The sequence below is a fragment of the uncultured Mediterranea sp. genome (genome assembly GCF_902493215.1).
GTDB lineage: Bacteria > Bacteroidota > Bacteroidia > Bacteroidales > Bacteroidaceae > Bacteroides.
This window is the reverse complement of record NZ_CABUOL010000018.1, coordinates 35093-53682: the sequence shown is the minus strand read 5'-3', so window position 1 is coordinate 53682 and position 18590 is coordinate 35093. Positions and strand designations below refer to the sequence as shown.

Genomic DNA, 18590 nt, shown 5'->3' with positions numbered 1-18590 from the left:
TCTTTGATTTAATATTCAATAAAGATGGCTTAGCCCATCAGCAGTTGGGTCAGTATCAGGTCGGCAAAAAGAATCAGTACACTGCTGGTTACTACCGAGTCGGTCGAGGCTTTGCCTACCTCGATAGAACCGCCGTCTACCGTATAACCGAAAAAGGCCGATACACTGGCAATGATGAAGGCAAAAAACAAGGATTTGATGATACCGCACCAAATAAACCATTCAACAAACATGTATTGCAGACCATATTCCAAATCTGTTGCAGTCATGATGCCGCCAAACCAGCAGGTACCGAAAGCACCGATGATGCCGGAGAAGATGCTGAATATTACCAATAGCGGAATGGTTGTGACCATTGCAAAGATTTTAGGCAGTATCAGATAACTGGCAGAGTTCACACCCATAATCTCCAGTGCGTCAATCTGCTGTGTGACACGCATACTGCCCAATTCGGAAGCGATGTTCGATCCTACCTTACCAGCTAGAATCAGACACATGATGGACGAAGAAAACTCCAGTAACAGGATCTCGCGTGTCACATATCCTACTGTCCATCTTGGCATCCAAGGACTTTCGATATTCAGCTTGATTTGGATAGTGATGACGGCGCCGATGAAGAACGATATCAGCAGTACGATACCGATGGAGTTTACGCCCAGCTTTTCTATTTCGTTGAGGTATTGGCGGAAGAACATGCGCATGCGTTCGGGACGTGAGAATGTGCGTCCCATCAGCATGAAGTATCTTCCAACCGTTCTTAGAGCCTTTATCATAATCTAATAAGTATTTGTGTGCAAATGTACGGCTTTATCTTTTATTTTTGTTACATTTGCGGCAAATTAACGCAAGTATGGAAGAGAAGAAGATGGTGCTTCGCACGGAAGATCTGGTGAAGAAATACGGGAAACGTACCGTAGTGAGTCATGTTTCGTTCGATGTCAAGCAGGGCGAAATCGTCGGATTGCTGGGACCGAATGGAGCAGGTAAGACAACGTCGTTCTATATGACGGTTGGATTGATTACGCCGAATGAAGGACGCATTTTTCTCGATGACCTTGACATTACCAATTATCCTGTCTACAAACGTGCGCAGACGGGAATCGGTTATTTGGCACAAGAGGCTTCCGTATTCCGCCAGATGAGTGTGGAAGACAACATTGCTTCTGTTCTTGAAATGACCAACAAACCCTTGGATTATCAGAAGGACAAGTTGGAAAGCCTGATTGCCGAGTTTCGTCTTCAGAAAGTGCGTAAGAACAAGGGTAACCAACTTTCGGGAGGTGAGAGGCGTCGTACGGAGATTGCCCGTTGCCTGGCCATTGACCCCAAGTTCATCATGCTGGACGAACCTTTTGCCGGTGTAGACCCCATTGCGGTGGAAGACATCCAGCAGATTGTCTGGAAACTGAAGGACAGGAACATCGGTATTCTGATTACCGACCATAATGTACAGGAGACGCTGAGTATTACCAGTCGCGCCTATTTGCTTTTCGAAGGAAAGATTCTGTTCCAAGGTACACCCGAAGAACTGGCCGAGAATCAGATTGTACGTGAGAAGTATTTGAGTAACAGTTTTGTATTGCGTCGGAAAGATTTTATGGTGTAACTATGTTTTTAATGCCGTTCTACGGTGCTTTTTAGACCTTATACGATTGGATGATACTGATGAAAAGACTTTGGTTTCTGATATTTTTTTCTATAATGTCCCGTTTGCTGTGTGGTAATGTTTATTTCAAGCATCTGGGCAAGAGCGACGGCCTTTCGCAAATTTCAGTCGTTTCCATCTGTCAGGACGAACTGGGGCGTATGTGGTTTGGTACACTCGAAGGTTTGAGTTGTTACGATGGCAATGGAATGACCGTTTATAAACCTTCTTTGATAAGAGATAATAGTTTCCTGGGAAATGAAGTGCACAATCTGGTCAGTGGGCAGGGAAATGTCTTTTTTACGTCCGATGGTAATTTGGTCCGCTATGACGTACGGCAGGAAACTTTCCATGATTTGCGGCTCAAAGTCTCTTGTTTGTTCTCTGATGGTCATAATGTTTGGACGGCTGTTCGTGACAGTATTTTTCGTTGGAAAGCTTCGGAAAATTGCTTCTCATTCATTTACCGCATGCCTGCAGGTTATTCTGTTACAAATCTTTATGCAGGAAAGGATGGTTGTCTTTGGATAGGAACCATGTCCGGCTTGTTTCGAGTGTCTGATAGAGATAAGCAGCCGGTTTGTGTCTTGCCTGGAGTAAAAGTCTATTCTCTTTATCTTGACAGTAAGAATCGTATGTGGGTTGCAGCTTTTCGTGAAGGGATGTATGTGGTAGAAGCTGATTCAGGTGGCGGGTGGACGGTTCAGGATGATTTTTCTCTTTCCAGCAACGATGTCCGTTGTTTTGTGGAAGACGGTGAAGGAAGTATTTGGATCGGTACCTTTAATGGTTTGAATAAAATTAGTCAGGATGGTCAGCTAACGTGTTATCGGAAAGATATGGCACCCGGTGCTTTGAAACATTCGTCTATTTTTTCTTTGTACAAGGACAAACAGGCTACTATTTGGGTAGGAACCTATTACGGAGGCGTACATTATTTTCACCCGGAGGCTGATCTTTTCAGACATTATTCCGAAAATGTTGATGGTGGCGAAGGGGTAAGTTTTCCTTATGTTGGTAATATGGTGGAAGATAAACGGGGTAATGTATGGATTTGTACCGAAGGGGGAGGCTTGAATTGTTGGGACAAGCAAACAGATTCTTTCACACATTATTTGTCCGGAAAGAATGGAAGTCCGTTTTTCCCAAACTTGAAATGTATCGTTTACGATCCGGATTTGGATTGTCTTTATGTTGGTACGCACAAGCAAGGTTTTTTGAGCTTTGACATTCAAACAGGGCAGGTAAAGGATTTTTCAGATTTTCAAAAGAATGGTGTTTCGTTTGCAGAAATAATATTGTACGGCGATAGTTTGCTTTTGTTGTCCGACAGAGGGGTGTGGATGAAATCGAGAACAAATGATGATGTACCACACTATTTTAGTTCTGGTATTGCAGAAACCATGAGAGGAGGAGTGGCTATGTTTATGGATGAATTGTCTCGTTTGTGGATAGCCCGTCGGGGAGATGTCGTTCGGATTGATATGAAACATCCTCAGGATAAACGTATTTATGAATTGGGACAGAATGGTTTGGGTAAGTTTATGGTATCTAAAATGGCGGAGTCGGCTGACGGAACTCTGTTCTTGGGGACAACAGGTTCGGGATTGTATCGTTATGACAGAAATGCTGACCGTTTTGAGCATTGTCCCATCGCAGGTGCCGATTATATCTATAACATGCGTTTTCATGCTTCCGGCTATCTGATTCTGTTGACAGACCGTGGTGTCCTTTGCTATCATCCCCAGACGGGTGATATGAAGATACTCGATGCGGAAAACCAATTGCATTTGTCGGCCGTAAACGACGGCTGTGGCTTGCTTGTATGTCGCGATGGTGAAGTGCTGGTAGGAGGTTCGGAAGGCATGACAGCCTTTGCCTTTTCTTCGTTGTTCGAGCCTTTGCCCGAGCATAATCTGTATTTTTCGTCTCTTTCTGTCAACGGAAAGCTCATGACAGCCCATGACAAAGAAGGAGTTTTACCGGTTGCCTTGCCTTTCGTTTCGGAGTTGCATCTGGCATACGACGAGAACAACATTTCCATTTCGTTTGCCTCGAACAGCTATATCGACAACTCCGATCGGGAAATTTTTGAGTATTGTCTGGAGGGATTCGACCGGAAGTGGAATACAACTTATAGTAACACACTGTTCTATACCAATCTCGATCCGGGCAGATATATACTGAAGGTGCGCGAGAAGAAGTTGAGCGAACGTGACAAAGTTCATACTATTGAATTGCCACTGGTCGTTCATTCGCCTTGGTGGGCTACGTGGTGGGCCTATACATTGTACGTAGCCTTGTTTGTATGGATTGTCAGTTTCCTTGTTCGCAACTGGATGGCTCGTGTACACTTGCGGGCTTCTTTGGCTCAGGAAAAGATGGAAAAAGAAAAGAATGAGGAACTGATTCAGGCCAAACTTCAGTTTTTTGCCAATATCTCTCATGAGTTCCGTACACCGCTGACGCTGATTATATCGCAGCTGGAAGCCTTGTTACACTCGTCGGGGCTTTCTCCGTTTGTACGCACCCGCTTGCAGAAGGTTTATAAGAATACTTTCCAGTTCCGTGAACTGATTTCCGAATTGCTGGACTTCAGGAAGATGGAGCGTGGTAAACTGACGCTGCATGTCGGGCAGGCGGATCTTGTAGAGTATTTGGAACGGATATGCGATGATTTCCAGCCGCAAGCTCAGTTACAGCATATCTGTTTGGCTTTCCATTCGGATGTCTCTGAACAGTTCTGTTGGTATGACAGCCGCCAGTTGAGGAAGGTTGTTTCCAACCTGCTGTCCAACGCTCTGAAATATACGCCTGCCGACGGCAAGGTGGAATTGCAGTTGGTAGATGCAGGGGAATGTATCGAAATCAAGGTACTGGATAGTGGAGAAGGAATTCCTCAAGAGTCCATTCCTTTCATCTTCGACCGTTTCTATCAGGTGAATGCCGAAGTGTCGTCACCCGGTAGCGGCATCGGACTTGCTTTGGCCAAAGGCATTGTGGAGCTTCATCACGGAACGATTGGTGTGAAGAGCGCTGTGGAATATGGTAGCGTCTTTACAGTAACCTTGCCCAAAGAGAACCCTTTCCTGCGCGACGATAATGTGGTTTGGGATGCTGCGGAGCCGGAAACGGCAGACGGGTTGTCTGTCTGTTATGAAACGCAGGAAGCCGATGAGGCGGTTCTGCCTTCAGGCGGAGTGTCTGAAGAGTCGGCCGGTGAAGCTCGGGAGTGTGTCCTGTTGGTTGAAGACAACGAGGAATTGTTGCAGATACTGACCGACTTGCTGTCACCGCTCTATCGGGTCATTATTGCAATGGACGGTAAGGCCGGATACGACAAGGTGGTGGACGAAGCTCCCGATTTGGTTGTGAGCGATGTGATGATGCCTGTCATGTCGGGTACGGAGATGTGTATGAAAATCAAGAACAACTTCGACCTCTGCCATATACCGGTCATTCTGCTTACGGCCATGACTTCAGACAACAGCAAGATGGAAGGCATGCAATGCGGAGCCGATGACTATATCGAAAAACCGTTCAACAACAAACTGTTGTTGGGACGGATTGCCAATCTGTTGCGCAACCGGAAGTTGCTGAAGAAGAAGTTTGGTACGGCTGTTCCCGAACCGGTTGGCGTTGCCGAACCCGATGTACCGGCGTTGGCGTTGACACCGATAGATTCGGAGTTCTTGGCCCGTTTGGATGAGATTGTCAGGAATCATTTGTCCGAACCCGAGTTCGATGTCAACCAGTTGGCCCGTGAGTTGGGTGTCAGCCGCAGTTCGCTTTATAATAAGTTGAAAGCCCTGAGTTTTGTCACTCCGAATGAATATATCCTGAATGCACGCCTGAAGGTGGCTGCCGATTTGTTGAAACAAAATCCGGAAATGCAGATTACGGAGATTGCCTATCAAGTTGGTTTCAACTCCCTTCGGTATTTCCGCCATTGTTTCAAGGCTTCGTTCAACCGCACGCCGCAGGAGTACAGGCAGGGCTGAAGACTGCCTTGCCTCAGATTCTGCTCTTTTTCAGGAGAGACGTATTTACCAAAATGACATTTTGTATTTTCTATCGGCTGAGAATCGCGTATTTCGAGGCGCAGGGAGAGGAGTTGCAAAAGAATGAAGACGGAATGAACTTATACGCTTGTATTCAATGGAATAGCGAAATCCTTACAAATAAAATAGAGGGGAAAGTGGGTGGAAAAGTCGTTTTTCTTCGTGAAAAAGTTGTTTCTCCCCCATAAAAAGGCCGTTATTGGTTGGGAGCATACGTTCTTTTCCTCGAAAACATACGTCTTTTTGTGAGAAAACATACATTCTTCCGGCAGAAAACATACGTTCTTCTGCCGGGATTCCTGCTTTTTGTCGTCAGAATGTGCGCTTCAGGCGGGATATAAGTGCCTTGAAAGGTCTGTTTGGCGGCCTGTTTGCAACTTTTGGAAAGGAGGGTCTGTCAGCCGAACCAGTATTTTGCTGTCGTTTTGCCGCCTTTCGGGACAAAACGACAGCAAATGGTCGGGCGGTTTTCTTTGGACACGTCTGCGTCAGTGTGTCCTCGGTCAGTCTTTCAGGATGGTTTTGGCTCTTTGCTCGAAGGCTTCCAATACCTCGGGCGAGAGCTGTGCCTGCTTCTTCCAGGAGGCTTCGCCGTAGACGCCGGCTGCCGAACTGTCGAAGGGGCGGAACTTGATTTTGCGTATGTTGCGCTTTGAAGCAAAGCTATAGTCATCGTTCTGCGGGTCCTTGAAAAGCGGGTCGGCACAGATGGAATGGGGCTCTTTACTTTTCTTCCATTCTTTAAAACTTTGTTTTCCGAACGTGGGACTTCCGTTCAGATGCCAGTACAGGTTGTAATCCATGTCCGTCCGTCCCTTTTCCCATGCTCCCGAGAGAGTGGCACCGCGCTCTTGCAGGATGATGTTGTGCCTGAAGTGGAACGACAAATGCTCTTCGGGACGGGTATATTGTGCCTGGAAGTAGTGGCCGAACGCAAAGATGTTGTTCTCTATGCGGTTCTCCTTACCGTAGTGCTGGTGGAAACCTCCGCTTTTGCAGCGGTAAACGAGGTTGTTGGTCATGGTGACACCCGTCGATCCTTCGTCCGTGTAGAGCCCCCATCCGCCGTAGTCGTAGGTCAGCACGTCGTGTATCACGTTGTGGGTGATAACGGTTCCCTCCGATTCGCCAAGGGTATAGACGGCTCCCATGTCCGACAGCTCACCCCAGCCGATGTGGTGGATGTGGTTGTAGGCTATCAGGTTGCGTACGGCCGGGTTGGTCAGCTCCTTTTGCAGGTATTCCACTTCCCCCCGCAGGTTGACGTGCATGGTCCAGAGCAGCGGCGACTGGTTGTATCCCCATACCCATCCCACGGAGATGCCCGAATAATACAGGTCGGCTATTTCGTTGTGGGTCACACGGTTGTCACTGCTGTGGAAAATGGCAACGCCCACACCGCAGGGCAGCTCGCGTCCTGCATGTACGATAATGTTGTTGTCCACCGTGTTGTGGCTGCTTATCATTGTAGGGTCGTCCCTGAAGTAAGGTTCCCCTATTTTGATGCCGCCGGCTCCCAGGTCGGACAGCAGGCAGTGCTCTATCCGGTTGTGGTGGCATGCCTGTCTGAACCAGATGCCGTATCCGCCGGTATGGCTCACTTCACAGTTGTACAGGCTGATATTCTCCGCGTAGTCGAACGAGAGGGCGGCTTCTACCGGTGCGGCGGCCTGAAAAGGATCTTCGCCCTGTTCAGGCATGTTGTGCAGGGTGTGGCTGAAGACGATGTTCCGGAACGACACGCCTTTTACCACTCCTTGCTTGCTCCCCTTGACAGTGACAAGTTGGGAGAGCAGAGGAATGAAGCATTCGGCCGTTTCCATCTGTTCTTCCGGCCGGGGCATGTAGTAGAGATATCCCTCCTTTCGGTCTAGAAACCACTCTCCGGGCATGTCGAGGGCGGCCATATAGTCGTACATGACGTATCTTGAACCTTTACGGATGGGATTCCAGGGCCGCATGCCTTTGCCTTGCATGTAGATGAAGGCCGAATCCGGTTCCACATACGTTGCCTTTTGCAGGGTGATGTCCCATTTGTGGTAGAAACGGAACTTGAGGTGCGACAGCTCGTCCGTCTGCTTACCCTTTATCGTTTTCCAGTCTTCCGGCCGGAAGTTTATGCGTTGCACGGCATAGTCGGCATAGCGCACTCCGGGGGTGAACTGTGTTTCCGAAGTCCCGTCCACGTAGTACCAGCCGTCGTTCGGCGTACGGGCCAGCACGGCTCGGGTTCCGTTGACGTACAGCTGTTCGAAGTTGGTTCCATATTGCACCACTTCCGGAATGTATGCTCTGTAGAGCTTGTCTCCGTATTTTTCCCATCCGCCGACTGTGATACCACCTGAAAAGACGGGTTTGGCTTGCGGATTGTCTGCCAGAATGACGACAGGTCTGGAGTTGGCTTGTTCAATCCGGAACGGGGCTTTCATGTGGTACGTTCCTTCCATCACTCTGATGAACAGAGTGTCGTCTGCGGCTTTTCCTGTCAGCCGGTTCTCTATGGCCTTGTTCAGGGAGTAGTAGGGCGATTCTGCCGTACCTTTTCCCAGGTCGTTTCCTGCGGGCGACAGGTAGACCGTTTCGTCCGCTTGCATGCCTGTGTGGATGGACAGGCACAGGCAGAGGGTTGTGATTGTCTTTTTCATTTTATTTTTCCTTGGAGTTGGATGATATTGATCTATCTATATAAAGGTGGAACTGGTCATTTCAGATTTTTATCCAATAGTATCTCACCGTTTTTCCCGATGACCTTGATATGGATGTTGCCGTCGGCAAGGTCAAGACGGGTGGCACACATGGCTCCTTGTTCCAGTACAGGGCATTGGTTGCCAGATTCTTCAGGTTCATGATAGAAGAAACGGTGGGTGTGCCCTGCCACAATCAGGTCGATGCCGGCACGGTTCAGTATGGGCAGGAACTTCCGGCTTGCGTCTTGGCAACCTTTCCAGGTAGTTCCCTTTTCCCAATCCTTGTCGACTACCAGTGGAAAGTGCGAAATGACAATTCTGTATTTGGCTTTCTTGAACTCCTTGCTTTTTACGACTTTTTCCAGCCAGCGGGCTTGTTCACTGCGATAATTGTCAAAGTCCGTCAGTCCGGCATAGACCGGATGATTGTCAGATTTGTCTTCACCCGTGTCGAGCATGATGACCATGACGTCTCCCATCAGGTAACTGCCGTATATCTTGCCGTTCTGTTTGGGGAAGAAGGAAGGGAAGATACGGGCCATGTTTCCGCGTGTTTCGTGGTTGCCCCGCACGAACTCAAACGGAATGGAGGTGGCAAACATTTCTACGCTAGTATCGATGAACGATGTGAACGGATGTTCACCGTTTTCGGTCATGTAGTTCATCATGTCGCCGGCATAGAAGAACGAAGTACAGGTTTTATAGTCACATCGTTCCAACAGGTTTTTCAACAGCTTCGGGTTGCTGTGCATGTCACTGGTAATGAAGATGGAGCCCCCTTTCTGTTTCGGGTCAATGGTACGGAATGTATACCAGGGTGAGGCGATACTGTCTCCAAACACCACCTTGTATGGCTGGAATGATTTGATTTCCTTGGCATGTATGCGGTATTGGTAGGTCGTATTGGGTTGCAGCTCTTCGGCCCTGATGGCAAAGAAGGTTGCATCTGCCTGTTTCAGTCCATGCTGTGAACCGGCATAGTTGTTTGAATCTTCTTCACCTTCCTTTTTGAGCTCAATGAACGAGAATGAGGGCTGGGACGTCTGGAAGGCAAATGTCGCTCCGTCGGTCGTCACTTCCTGCAGGTAGGGGCCATGGGCTATTTCAAGGAATGGGCGACTACTCATGCGTACTTTGATGGTGGCATCTGGCTGGTCAAAGGTACAGTTGGCCTCGAGTATGGTTGTATTCCGTATCGGATATTCCTTGGGCGAAGTGTTCTGTGCCGGTCGCGATGTGAAAGTGGCATTCGTTGGTGAAACGATTTGTATATAAAAATGTTTGCCGTTATGGGTCAGATGTGCTTTATTGCCATTGGTCTCGACAGTTGCCTTTGTAATGACCGACCATGATACGGTTGATTGAGTATCAGAAAGCTTGATCTCATCTTTTACTTCTACGGTTTGGTCATCGGTCAGAGTAAATGTACGGAACACGGATTCGGCCTGGTTTTTATACAAGGAAGTCATGTCCAGTTTTGCGTATGGTTGGTCGATATCTGTTTTTTCCTCACAAACAAAGGCTTTTCCAGCTGCATATTGTACCTGATGGTTGATACTGATGGTGTTGTGTGACAGGTTGTTATTGCGAAAGTATTTCCAGCGTTGTCCTCCCGGTTTGTAGTCCCAAAAGCCAGGCAGGTTGTAATCGTCAGAACCCAAATCGTCTGTCCAGCGTACACCTTCACTTTCCAGTACGAATGTACCGCAGTCCATCTGTTGGTGTGCCTGCATGGGTTCTCCACCTTTGGCTGTAAGGAAAATGGAGCCTTGTACATTTCGTTTGCCATTGACTACAATGATGTCATTGATGCTGTTGTGATACACTTCCAGTTTGGGCAGTGCAGCCAGTGGATTAGGATGTGTATTGTCGTACCAGGGCAGTGAAAGATAGAATAATTGGTGTAGCGGTTGTTGTTGCCGGATAGTTTTTTTGATTTCCCCCCGATACCATTCGGCCACTTCCGATTGATGGTATAGTTTGCTGAAAAGGAAAAATGCAGGTGTGTTGAGGGCTTCTTCGTGGGCATTGGCGAAATTGAATATCCGTCCGGTCGGCGAAAGGGTGCGCTTGTAGTAGAGTGCTGTATGTTCGATACCGGGCAGTTGTCCGATTTTTCCTTTATCGCCTCCATTGTCGGTTACTGCCTTCAGATAGAGTGACAAATAACTGGCTGTATATCCCCAATAGGAGGGGCCTTCGTAACATACACCGTCCGGTGCAAAATGTTTCAGGCAGTTGGGCATGAAACGGGCGGCATTTTCCAGAATGGTACGGGCCTCTTGAGGATAATCCTCGGCTACAGCCAGTGCTCCCAGCACCATGCCGGTGTTGCACACTACGTTCCAGTTCGTCTCACGTTTGGCCCAGCTGCCCGGTCCCCCCTTCTCATATTCTTGCAATACTCTGGAAATAGCATTCTTGTAAATGCTTTTTTTGACCAGCTTTTTGGTGCTGGCAGGCAAGGCTGTATAGAGCCAGTCGTAAGCAATTGCTACTGCAGTTGTCATTTCTGCGGTGTCCAGATAGTGTTTGGGATCCCAGTTTGGATAATTGCAGACCCATTGCAATGTTTGTTCTGCTGCATTCAGGTACTTTTTCTCTCCATAAAGGCGGTAGGCCAATGCCAGTATCCCCAACCGTTCTACGTAGGCTCTGGATGTATATAGCATGTTACCGTACCTGTTCATTTCGTAAGGAATTTGTGCCAGCGTAATAAGTGAGTCTGCTCTATTTTTCAGGAAACGGGCCAATTCCTGAGCTTCTTGATTCTCCTTGATGAGCTTTCTGACTTGAATTTCTTCATTGGAGGTAAACAGCAGGCGCGGATGTTGGGGAATCCAGTCGTTCTGTGCGTACGTGGGATATGTGTAAGACAGTGTGATGAACAGGAATAATAGGATACTTTGTATTATGCCGGGCTTTATTGCCCGTCTGTAATATGTCTTGTTCTTTTCATGTAGATTGTTCATAGGTCTTCTGAATTATGTTAGTCCGTCAACAATGTGAGATTTTTTTCCGGCTTAGGATACTTTTTCCCGGCAACGTATTGTTTGGTCTCTTCAATCATCTTGGGAGTGATGTCAAACTTGTAGTTTGCGTAGTCGCCTACTTCGAATGTACCGGTCACGAAGAATCCCCACGCTTCGAAGAAATCTGTAAGGTCAGTCTTCAGCAGGTCGCATGATACTTTGATGAATTCATACATGTTGTTGATGGATGCATTGCCTCGTCCTTTGTCGGGATGGTTGCGCATGTATTCCATCAGGTCAGCATAAAAGTCTGCGTATCCCTTTTCCTGTGCATACAGATGAAGCTGCCAGAAGGGTACCAGCTTTTCAAACGGGTCCTTCACACACATGATGAACGGCTTCTCTGTGGCTTCGATTATGTTTTTGCGGGCGTTTTCGTAATTCTTGCTTTGGCTTAACCGGCTGGGCTTTCCGGCTTTGGTTGCCACGTACATCGTGAAGAGGTTGTTGCTTACCTCTGTCATGCCTCCCCAAGTGAGTTGCGGGCTCATCTGCATAACATGCCCTATTTCGTGGTTTACACCCCAGTCGCTGTAAATGTTCGGGCCGAGAGCCGATTTCATGGTACTTTCATTACCCAAAAAGGCAACGCCGTCACCGTCTCGGAACATGAAATAGTTGAAGTTGACACGTGCCAGAATACGTTTGGGAGGGATTCGGTTGTATTTCACAGCTCCATTGAAGGTATACTGCTGTTCCATGATCTTATCGTAGGCTTCGGCCAGTTCCTTCCCGTCTTCATATCTGAACTTCTTAAGGAATTCTATCGGATAGGCCAGCTGCATGTAGCGTGTCTTTACATCCATAACGGGACTTACAGCCTGGTCCAACAGACGTTTCCAGTCTTCATTGCTCTGTGTGGCTGCGTCAAAGTATCCGTTGGCTTTTCCCGTTACGAAATGGATGGTAACAGCGGGTGCGGTTTCAGGATCGTCGGCAAAATAGTCGAGATATACATTACCGGCCTTTTCTACATAAATGACGTTGACTCCTTCGTGCAGGGCTATGGTTTGTTTCTTCAGTCCCCATCCTTCCGGATCTTTGGTCGCTTCAAATCCAGGAGTCGGTTGTCTCATCCAGTTCGGGATAAGCAGACTTATGTCACGTCCGTGTAGGTCGCCCACCAGTACCACATTTTCTCCTTGCTCGAGGTATACTCCGGTGATGTTCTCATAACGGCTGTATCCGTTATAAAGTTTGAGAGATTTCTCCAATACTTTGTTTGAAGGAATGGGTTTGTAACTGTTCAGTAGATATCGGGATTGATAGGTGCCGGCCTGCAGCTGTTCGGCCAGTTGTTTCATCAGCGGACTTCTGAATCCTTTCAGTTTTTTGGTCTTGAAGCCTTCTGCCAGCTCCGAAGCGGTCCAGTCGCTGAAGAAATCCAAGTCTTCTGTGATGGCTTGGGTGGAATACGAGGGCGTTTGCCCGAAAACGGTAGTACCGATGCAACACAGTGCAGCCACGGTCCATGTCTTTAGTGTTTTCATGCCTTTTTTGAATTTTTGTTTATGCTTGTAATCTACTTGTTTGAGTTCTTCAAATATAGCCTTTAGGGAACGTTTGTTCCCTAAAGGTGAATATTATTTATTTTTATTTCATATTTGATAGTTTCCTTTTGTACAAAGGTACGTCTGTCGCTGTAATTCCACGGGAAAAGTAGTGTAAAATAAGGTACGGAAAGATGTACATTCATTCTTTTAACGTTGCAGGTGGTCGCATGTGTTTTCTTAAATCCTATGGAGCGTACCTGTAATGATGTGTTCTTCTAATATGGTTGTAAATCAGATGTTTAACATTTGTAGTATAGACGTTTTATCCCCTTTTGGACGATTGTGTACCCTCTGTCTTGAATGTTAAAAGTGATAGAACGTAAGATTGTGTACCTTGAAAAATACTCCTTGTCCCCTTTGTATAAGAATGATTTTCCATCTTTGTGATAGAAAAATCGTAAAACGGTTGAAAGAGTGTTTTTTAATTCTTATTATATAGTAATAACTTAAAATTTAATGCTTATGTATCAACGGAAACAAAAACGTATGTTGCAAGGCTGTCTTTCCGGTCTGTTGGTAGGCGGAGCTTTATGTTTGTCGGTTGTTCCGACTTATGCTTCCGATCCGGTTGCTGCAATGGGAAGGAATTTGGCTGCAACAACTTATGCTGCACAGCAAAAAGGACATGAGATTACAGGTACAGTGACGGATGCCAAGACGGGCGAACCCCTGATTGGTGTGACTGTGATGGTGAAAGGAACTCAAACTGGTGTGACGACCAACGTTGATGGTCAGTTCAAGCTTTCCTGTAAAGAGGGAGATGTTCTTCAGGTTTCCTACATTGGTTATGAAACGAAAGAAGTGAAGGTCGGTGCTTTGAAGATGTACCTGATAGAATTGGGGGAATCATCCGAAATGCTCGAGGAAGTGGTGGTTACCGCATTCGGTGTTGGTCAGAAAAAAGCCAGTATGGTGGGATCGGTTAGCCAGGTACGCGCTGAAGAACTGCAGGTGCCTTCTTCCAGTTTGAGTTCATCGTTTGCCGGTCGTCTGGCGGGTGTGATTGCCGTACAACGTAGTGGTGAACCGGGTGCCGATGGAGCTGACTTCTGGATTCGTGGTAAGTCTACGTTTAGTGGTGCAACCGGCGCTTTGATTGTGCTGGATGGTGTGGAAATCAGTGCACAGGAATTGAATGCCCTTGATCCGGAAGCTATTGAAGGATTCTCCATTTTGAAAGATGCTACGGCGACCGCCTTGTATGGTACTCGTGGTGCCAACGGTGTAATGATTGTGACTACTAAAAATGGTAAGAATTTGGATAAACCGGTTATCAACTTCCGTTTGGAGGGAGCATTGACCCAGCTGACTAATGTACCGGAAACGGCTGATGGTGTGACTTATATGAAGATGTATAATGAATCTTTGAGTCGCCCAAATTCTTCCAATATTCCATATAGTGATGATAAAATCAACGGTACTGCCCAACATTTAAATCCTTATTTATATCCGGATGTGGATTGGTATGACGAGATGTTCAAGCGGAACGCGTTTTCACAGCGTGCCAACTTCAATATTCGTGGTGGTAGCAAGAAGATGGACTACTTTATGAGTGCCGGTATTAAACACAGTGACGGTAACTTGAACTCCATGAGTCAGGATTATTTTTCCTATAACAACAATGTGAGGGTTACGAACTACGACTTCATCAACAACCTGAATGTGTATGCCACTTCTACAACTAAATTATCGTTGGGCTTGAACCTTTCGGTACGCGACTGGAAAGGTCCGGCTATGGATGTGGATGATATTTTTGCTTTCAGTTTGATTTCCAATCCGGTTGATTTTCCGATTATGTATCCGGCCGGTACAGGTGGTGTAGTGACTGAAGATATTATGTGGGGTGCCAAGTCTGGTGGTCCGTATTCGATGGGCTTTAGAAATCCGATAGCAGAATATGTACGTGGTTATAAAACCAATATGCAAAGCATTGTAACAGCTAATTTTAAGATTGAACAGGATTTGGGCATGTTGCTGCCAGGGTTGAAGTTCAATGGTTTGTTCTCTTACAAAAACAAGAATATTACGACCGTAACCCGTACCAGTGCTTACAATGGTTATGAAGTAGATTCGTATGATCCTGAAACGATGGATTATACATTAAGAAGAATCGGTAATGAGCAGAATACGGCTATCAGTACGACTGGAGGACATGGTGGCGAACGTAATATGTATCTTCAGGCTATGTTGGACTACAATCATACGTTCAATGATGTACATGCTCTGAACGTGATGTTCCTCTTTAACCGCCAGCAGTATGATACCAATATTCCCAGCGACCTCTTTTCTTCCTTGCCCAAACGTAAGCAGGGTATTGCCGGCCGTATTTCTTATGCATTTGACAACCGTTACCTGGCTGAGGTGAACTTCGGTTACAACGGTTCCGAGAACTTTGCTCCTGATAATCGTTATGGTTTCTTCCCATCGTTTGCATTAGGCTACAGCATCTCGGAAGAAGATTTTTGGGAACCGATCCGTCCGGTGGTATCCAACCTGAAAATTCGTGGTTCATGGGGATTGGTGGGTAACGACGATACCAGTTCAAGTGCAGGTCGTTTTGCGTATTTGGAAGATATATCATTGTCTGGTGGACCCAGTTATACAACTGGCATCAAGCAGAATATAACATTGAGTGGCCCGAAATGGAAACGTTATTATAATGCCCAATTGGGTTGGGAAGTCGGTGAAAAGTGGAATGTAGGTATGGACTTGCAGTTGTTCAATGCTTTTAACTTGACGTTCGATGTCTTCAAGGAAACCCGTCGCGATATTTTCCTTTCCCGTTCGGGTACAATCCCCGAATTCTTGGGTATGGCAGGAGCGGCAGTTTATGGTAACTTGGGTAAAATGAAGAACGAAGGTGTGGATTTTGCCATTGACTATAACAAGCAGGTGAACAAAGACCTGACCATTTCGTTCAAGGGTACCTTCACATACGCTCACAATACCATTCTGGAGCGTGATGAACCTCCTTTCCGTGAGTATCCCAACTTGTCTACTATCGGGCATTCTGATGGACAATATTTGCTTTACATAGCCAATGGACTCTTCCCGGACGAAGAAACCATTAAGAATAATCCGTCGCAGACTTTAGGTTTTACTCCTCAGCCGGGTGACATCTGGTATAAGAATTTGCCTAACTATAAAGGTGAATATGATGATGTTATAGACAGCAATGACCGCATGTATGTAGGCAATCCGAAGGATCCTGAAATCGTCTACGGTTTCGGTCCGTCCATCAAGTGGAAAAATTGGGATTTTTCCTGCTTCTTCCAGGGGGCAGCTAAGACAAGCATTCTGATGTCCGGCTTCCATCCGTTCGGTTCGCAGACTATCAACGGTCTGTTCCAGTGGATTGCCGATGACCATTGGAGCCCTGACAATCCGAATCCCAATGCAGCCTATCCGCGTCTGACGCAGATTGACAACCCGAACAATACAGCTTCATCTACATTCTGGTTGCGCAACGGTGCTTTCTTGAAGTTGAAGAATGCGGAAATCGGTTATACGTATAAAGGCTGGCGTTTCTACGTGAGTGGCAGTAACTTGCTGACCTTCTCGCCTTTCGACTATTGGGATCCGGAAATGGGTAGCGGTAGTGGTCTGAAGTACCCCACCCAGCGTGTGATTAATTTTGGTGTTCAAGTAACCTTTAACAACAAATAAGCAGAACTATGAAGAAAAATATATTGAAATTGATGATGGTCATGGCTTTGGCCGGGCAATTTACATCGTGTGGCTATCTGGACATTGTACCCGATGAACGGGCGGAAGAGTCAGATACTTGGAAAACACCCAGTGCGGTGAAGGGTTATCTTTATTCATGTTATGGCTATATGCCTGCGATGCGTGCATTCGGTGGCTCATATTGGCATCCGGAGGAGATGACTGCGGTAACAAAAGAATTGTGGACTGAATTCAAGTATGGTCTTTATAGTCCTTCCAGTATTGGTAATACTTCTACCACATGGGCTACTATTTGGAACGGTATTCGTCAGTGTTATAAGTTTAAAGAATCGTTAGATAATGTCTTTTCGACAGATATCAGTCAGGAAACTCTTACAACCTATCGTGCCGAGGCCGATTTTTTGATTGGTTACTTTCACTTCCTGTCGCTCCGTTCCTACGGACCGACCATGATTATTCGTGGGGTCATCGATCAGAATACACCTATTTCGGAATTCCCCGAGCGTAGCAGTTACGATGAAGTGGTGCAGTTTATCAATGATAAGTTGGATGAAGCTATTCCCAATCTTCCTAATACGTGGAGTGGTGACGACTATGGACGCGTGACCCGCTTACAGGCATTGGCACTGAAGTCGCGTATGTATCTGTATGCCGCCTCTCCGTTATTCAACGGAAATTCGGAGATGTATGCCGATTTCAAGAGTCCGGTAGACGGTCGTCCGCTGATTGCCCAGGAATATAGTCAGGACAAGTGGCAAAAAGCAGCTGATGCTTCCCTCTACGCCATTCAGGAACTGGAAAAAGCAGGTTTCCATCTGTATGGGGATGCTGAGGCGGGTACTCCGTCGGATGACAAACCCGGTCTGCCCAATGCGGCCCAGCGTCGTTTGCGTTACAACATTCTGGACTTCAACAACAACCCGGAAATTATATGGTGTGATACCCGTAAGGATGAGTATTATGGCATCCAGCGTCGTACGGCTCCCCGTATCAATTCTGGTAGCTATAAAAATATGATGAGTATGGTTATTTGTCCTACTTTACAGTCGGTAGAGCGTTTCTATACCAAGAATGGATTGCCGATGGAGATGGACAAGACATTCAACTATGACGGACGTTACGAATATATAGATGCTCCTATTAATAACGATGGTAACAATTACGACGGTGGTGTATCGGCAGGTAAGGTAATGCGTCTCTGTACGGAGCGTGAACCACGTTTCTATGCTTGGGTTACTTATCATAATGGTTTCTTTGAGTTTGGACGCTACGAGGATAAAGATCCGGGTAACGGTGATCCGGCCAAGCGCGCCATTAAAGTACAAGTGTTGAAGAATGATCCTCATGGCCGTGGTAACCGTACGGATGCCGAATATTCCATTTCCGGTTTTGGTAATAAGAAGTGGGCATTCCCTTCATATCAGGGTGCTCTGATTGAATGTCCGATGGCACAGTTCCGTCTGGCTGAGGTTTACTTGAACTATGCCGAGGCGTTGGTAGAACTGAACAAACTGGATGAGGCTAAAGTTTACCTTGATAAAATACGTGACCGTGCCGGTATTCCTTCGGTAGATGATGCTTGGGACAATTATTCTACTAATCCCGGTTATCAGAATACGCAGGAAGGTATGCGTCAGATTGTACGTCAGGAACGCATCAACGAGCTGTACTTCGAAGGACATCTCTTCTTCGACTACCGCCGTTGGAAAGTGGCTGAGGAGTTCGTCGGTATGCCAGACCGTGGTTTGAATACCAATGCTACAACGGTAGAAGAATTTACTCCGATGGACCTGCCCCTGCAGCGTAGCTTCCACAAAGGACAGTATCTGATGCCGATTCCGCAGAGCGAAATCAACAAGGCTCCGCAGTTGGTTCAGAACCCGTATTATTGATACCCTTAGACAGAATGCAAGAGAGGCTGAAGT

8 protein-coding genes and 1 pseudogene are annotated in these 18590 nt (G+C 46.7%); 5 read left to right on the top strand and 4 right to left on the bottom strand.

Annotation, left to right across the window (positions count from 1 at the left end):
* Positions 1-29 precede the first annotated feature (29 nt).
* On the bottom strand, positions 30-773 hold the full coding sequence (locus tag RDO88_RS10730; protein ID WP_307759366.1) for an ABC transporter permease: 744 nt from the start codon (positions 771-773) through the stop codon (positions 30-32).
* Positions 774-850: 77 nt separating this feature from the next.
* On the opposite strand from RDO88_RS10730, the gene lptB reads away from it, so the two are divergent.
* The 3 genes and pseudogenes from lptB to RDO88_RS10710 all read left to right on the top strand — a co-directional run bounded on the left by lptB (position 851) and on the right by RDO88_RS10710 (position 5646).
* Positions 851-1606: an LPS export ABC transporter ATP-binding protein gene (lptB, locus tag RDO88_RS10725; RefSeq protein ID WP_307759365.1), complete on the top strand. Its 756-nt coding sequence runs from the start codon at positions 851-853 to the stop codon at positions 1604-1606.
* A 50-nt stretch (positions 1607-1656) separates the two neighbouring features.
* A pseudogene (locus RDO88_RS13560) lies at positions 1657-2424 on the top strand (two-component regulator propeller domain-containing protein); the annotation flags it as partial.
* 624 nt (positions 2425-3048) lie between these two features.
* Positions 3049-5646, top strand: a complete 2598-nt coding sequence (locus RDO88_RS10710) for an ATP-binding protein (protein ID WP_307759375.1) — start codon at positions 3049-3051, stop codon at positions 5644-5646.
* 563 nt (positions 5647-6209) lie between these two features.
* Here RDO88_RS10710 and RDO88_RS10705 read toward each other — a convergent pair.
* From RDO88_RS10705 to RDO88_RS10695, 3 genes are read right to left on the bottom strand one after another with little or no spacing between them, the layout of a single operon-like run.
* The gene (locus tag RDO88_RS10705; protein WP_307759363.1) at positions 6210-8351 is read right to left on the bottom strand and encodes a right-handed parallel beta-helix repeat-containing protein; all 2142 of its coding nucleotides are present in this window, start codon (positions 8349-8351) and stop codon (positions 6210-6212) included.
* 56 nt (positions 8352-8407) lie between these two features.
* Entirely contained in the window at positions 8408-11365 is a 2958-nt protein-coding gene (locus RDO88_RS10700; RefSeq protein WP_307759362.1) for a metallophosphoesterase, read from the bottom strand.
* Between the two features lie 17 nt (positions 11366-11382).
* The gene (locus RDO88_RS10695) at positions 11383-12915 is read right to left on the bottom strand and encodes a M60 family metallopeptidase (RefSeq protein ID WP_307759361.1); all 1533 of its coding nucleotides are present in this window, start codon (positions 12913-12915) and stop codon (positions 11383-11385) included.
* A gap of 549 nt (positions 12916-13464) precedes the next feature.
* On the opposite strand from RDO88_RS10695, the gene RDO88_RS10690 reads away from it, so the two are divergent.
* Together RDO88_RS10690 and RDO88_RS10685 are read left to right on the top strand one after the other, a co-directional pair.
* Positions 13465-16644: a SusC/RagA family TonB-linked outer membrane protein gene (locus RDO88_RS10690; protein ID WP_307759360.1), complete on the top strand. Its 3180-nt coding sequence runs from the start codon at positions 13465-13467 to the stop codon at positions 16642-16644.
* A gap of 8 nt (positions 16645-16652) precedes the next feature.
* A complete protein-coding gene (locus RDO88_RS10685; protein WP_307759359.1) occupies positions 16653-18557 on the top strand; it encodes a RagB/SusD family nutrient uptake outer membrane protein in 1905 nt (634 codons plus the stop codon).
* Positions 18558-18590: the final 33 nt, after the last annotated feature.

Coding starts and splice junctions, on each gene's coding strand:
- RDO88_RS10730 (WP_307759366.1), bottom strand. CDS start 773: ATGATAAAGGCTCTAAGAACGGTTGGAAGATACTTCATGCTGATGGGA.
- lptB (WP_307759365.1), top strand. CDS start 851: ATGGAAGAGAAGAAGATGGTGCTTCGCACGGAAGATCTGGTGAAGAAA.
- RDO88_RS10710 (WP_307759375.1), top strand. CDS start 3,049: ATGAGAGGAGGAGTGGCTATGTTTATGGATGAATTGTCTCGTTTGTGG.
- RDO88_RS10705 (WP_307759363.1), bottom strand. CDS start 8,351: ATGAAAAAGACAATCACAACCCTCTGCCTGTGCCTGTCCATCCACACA.
- RDO88_RS10700 (WP_307759362.1), bottom strand. CDS start 11,365: ATGAACAATCTACATGAAAAGAACAAGACATATTACAGACGGGCAATA.
- RDO88_RS10695 (WP_307759361.1), bottom strand. CDS start 12,915: ATGAAAACACTAAAGACATGGACCGTGGCTGCACTGTGTTGCATCGGT.
- RDO88_RS10690 (WP_307759360.1), top strand. CDS start 13,465: ATGTTGCAAGGCTGTCTTTCCGGTCTGTTGGTAGGCGGAGCTTTATGT.
- RDO88_RS10685 (WP_307759359.1), top strand. CDS start 16,653: ATGAAGAAAAATATATTGAAATTGATGATGGTCATGGCTTTGGCCGGG.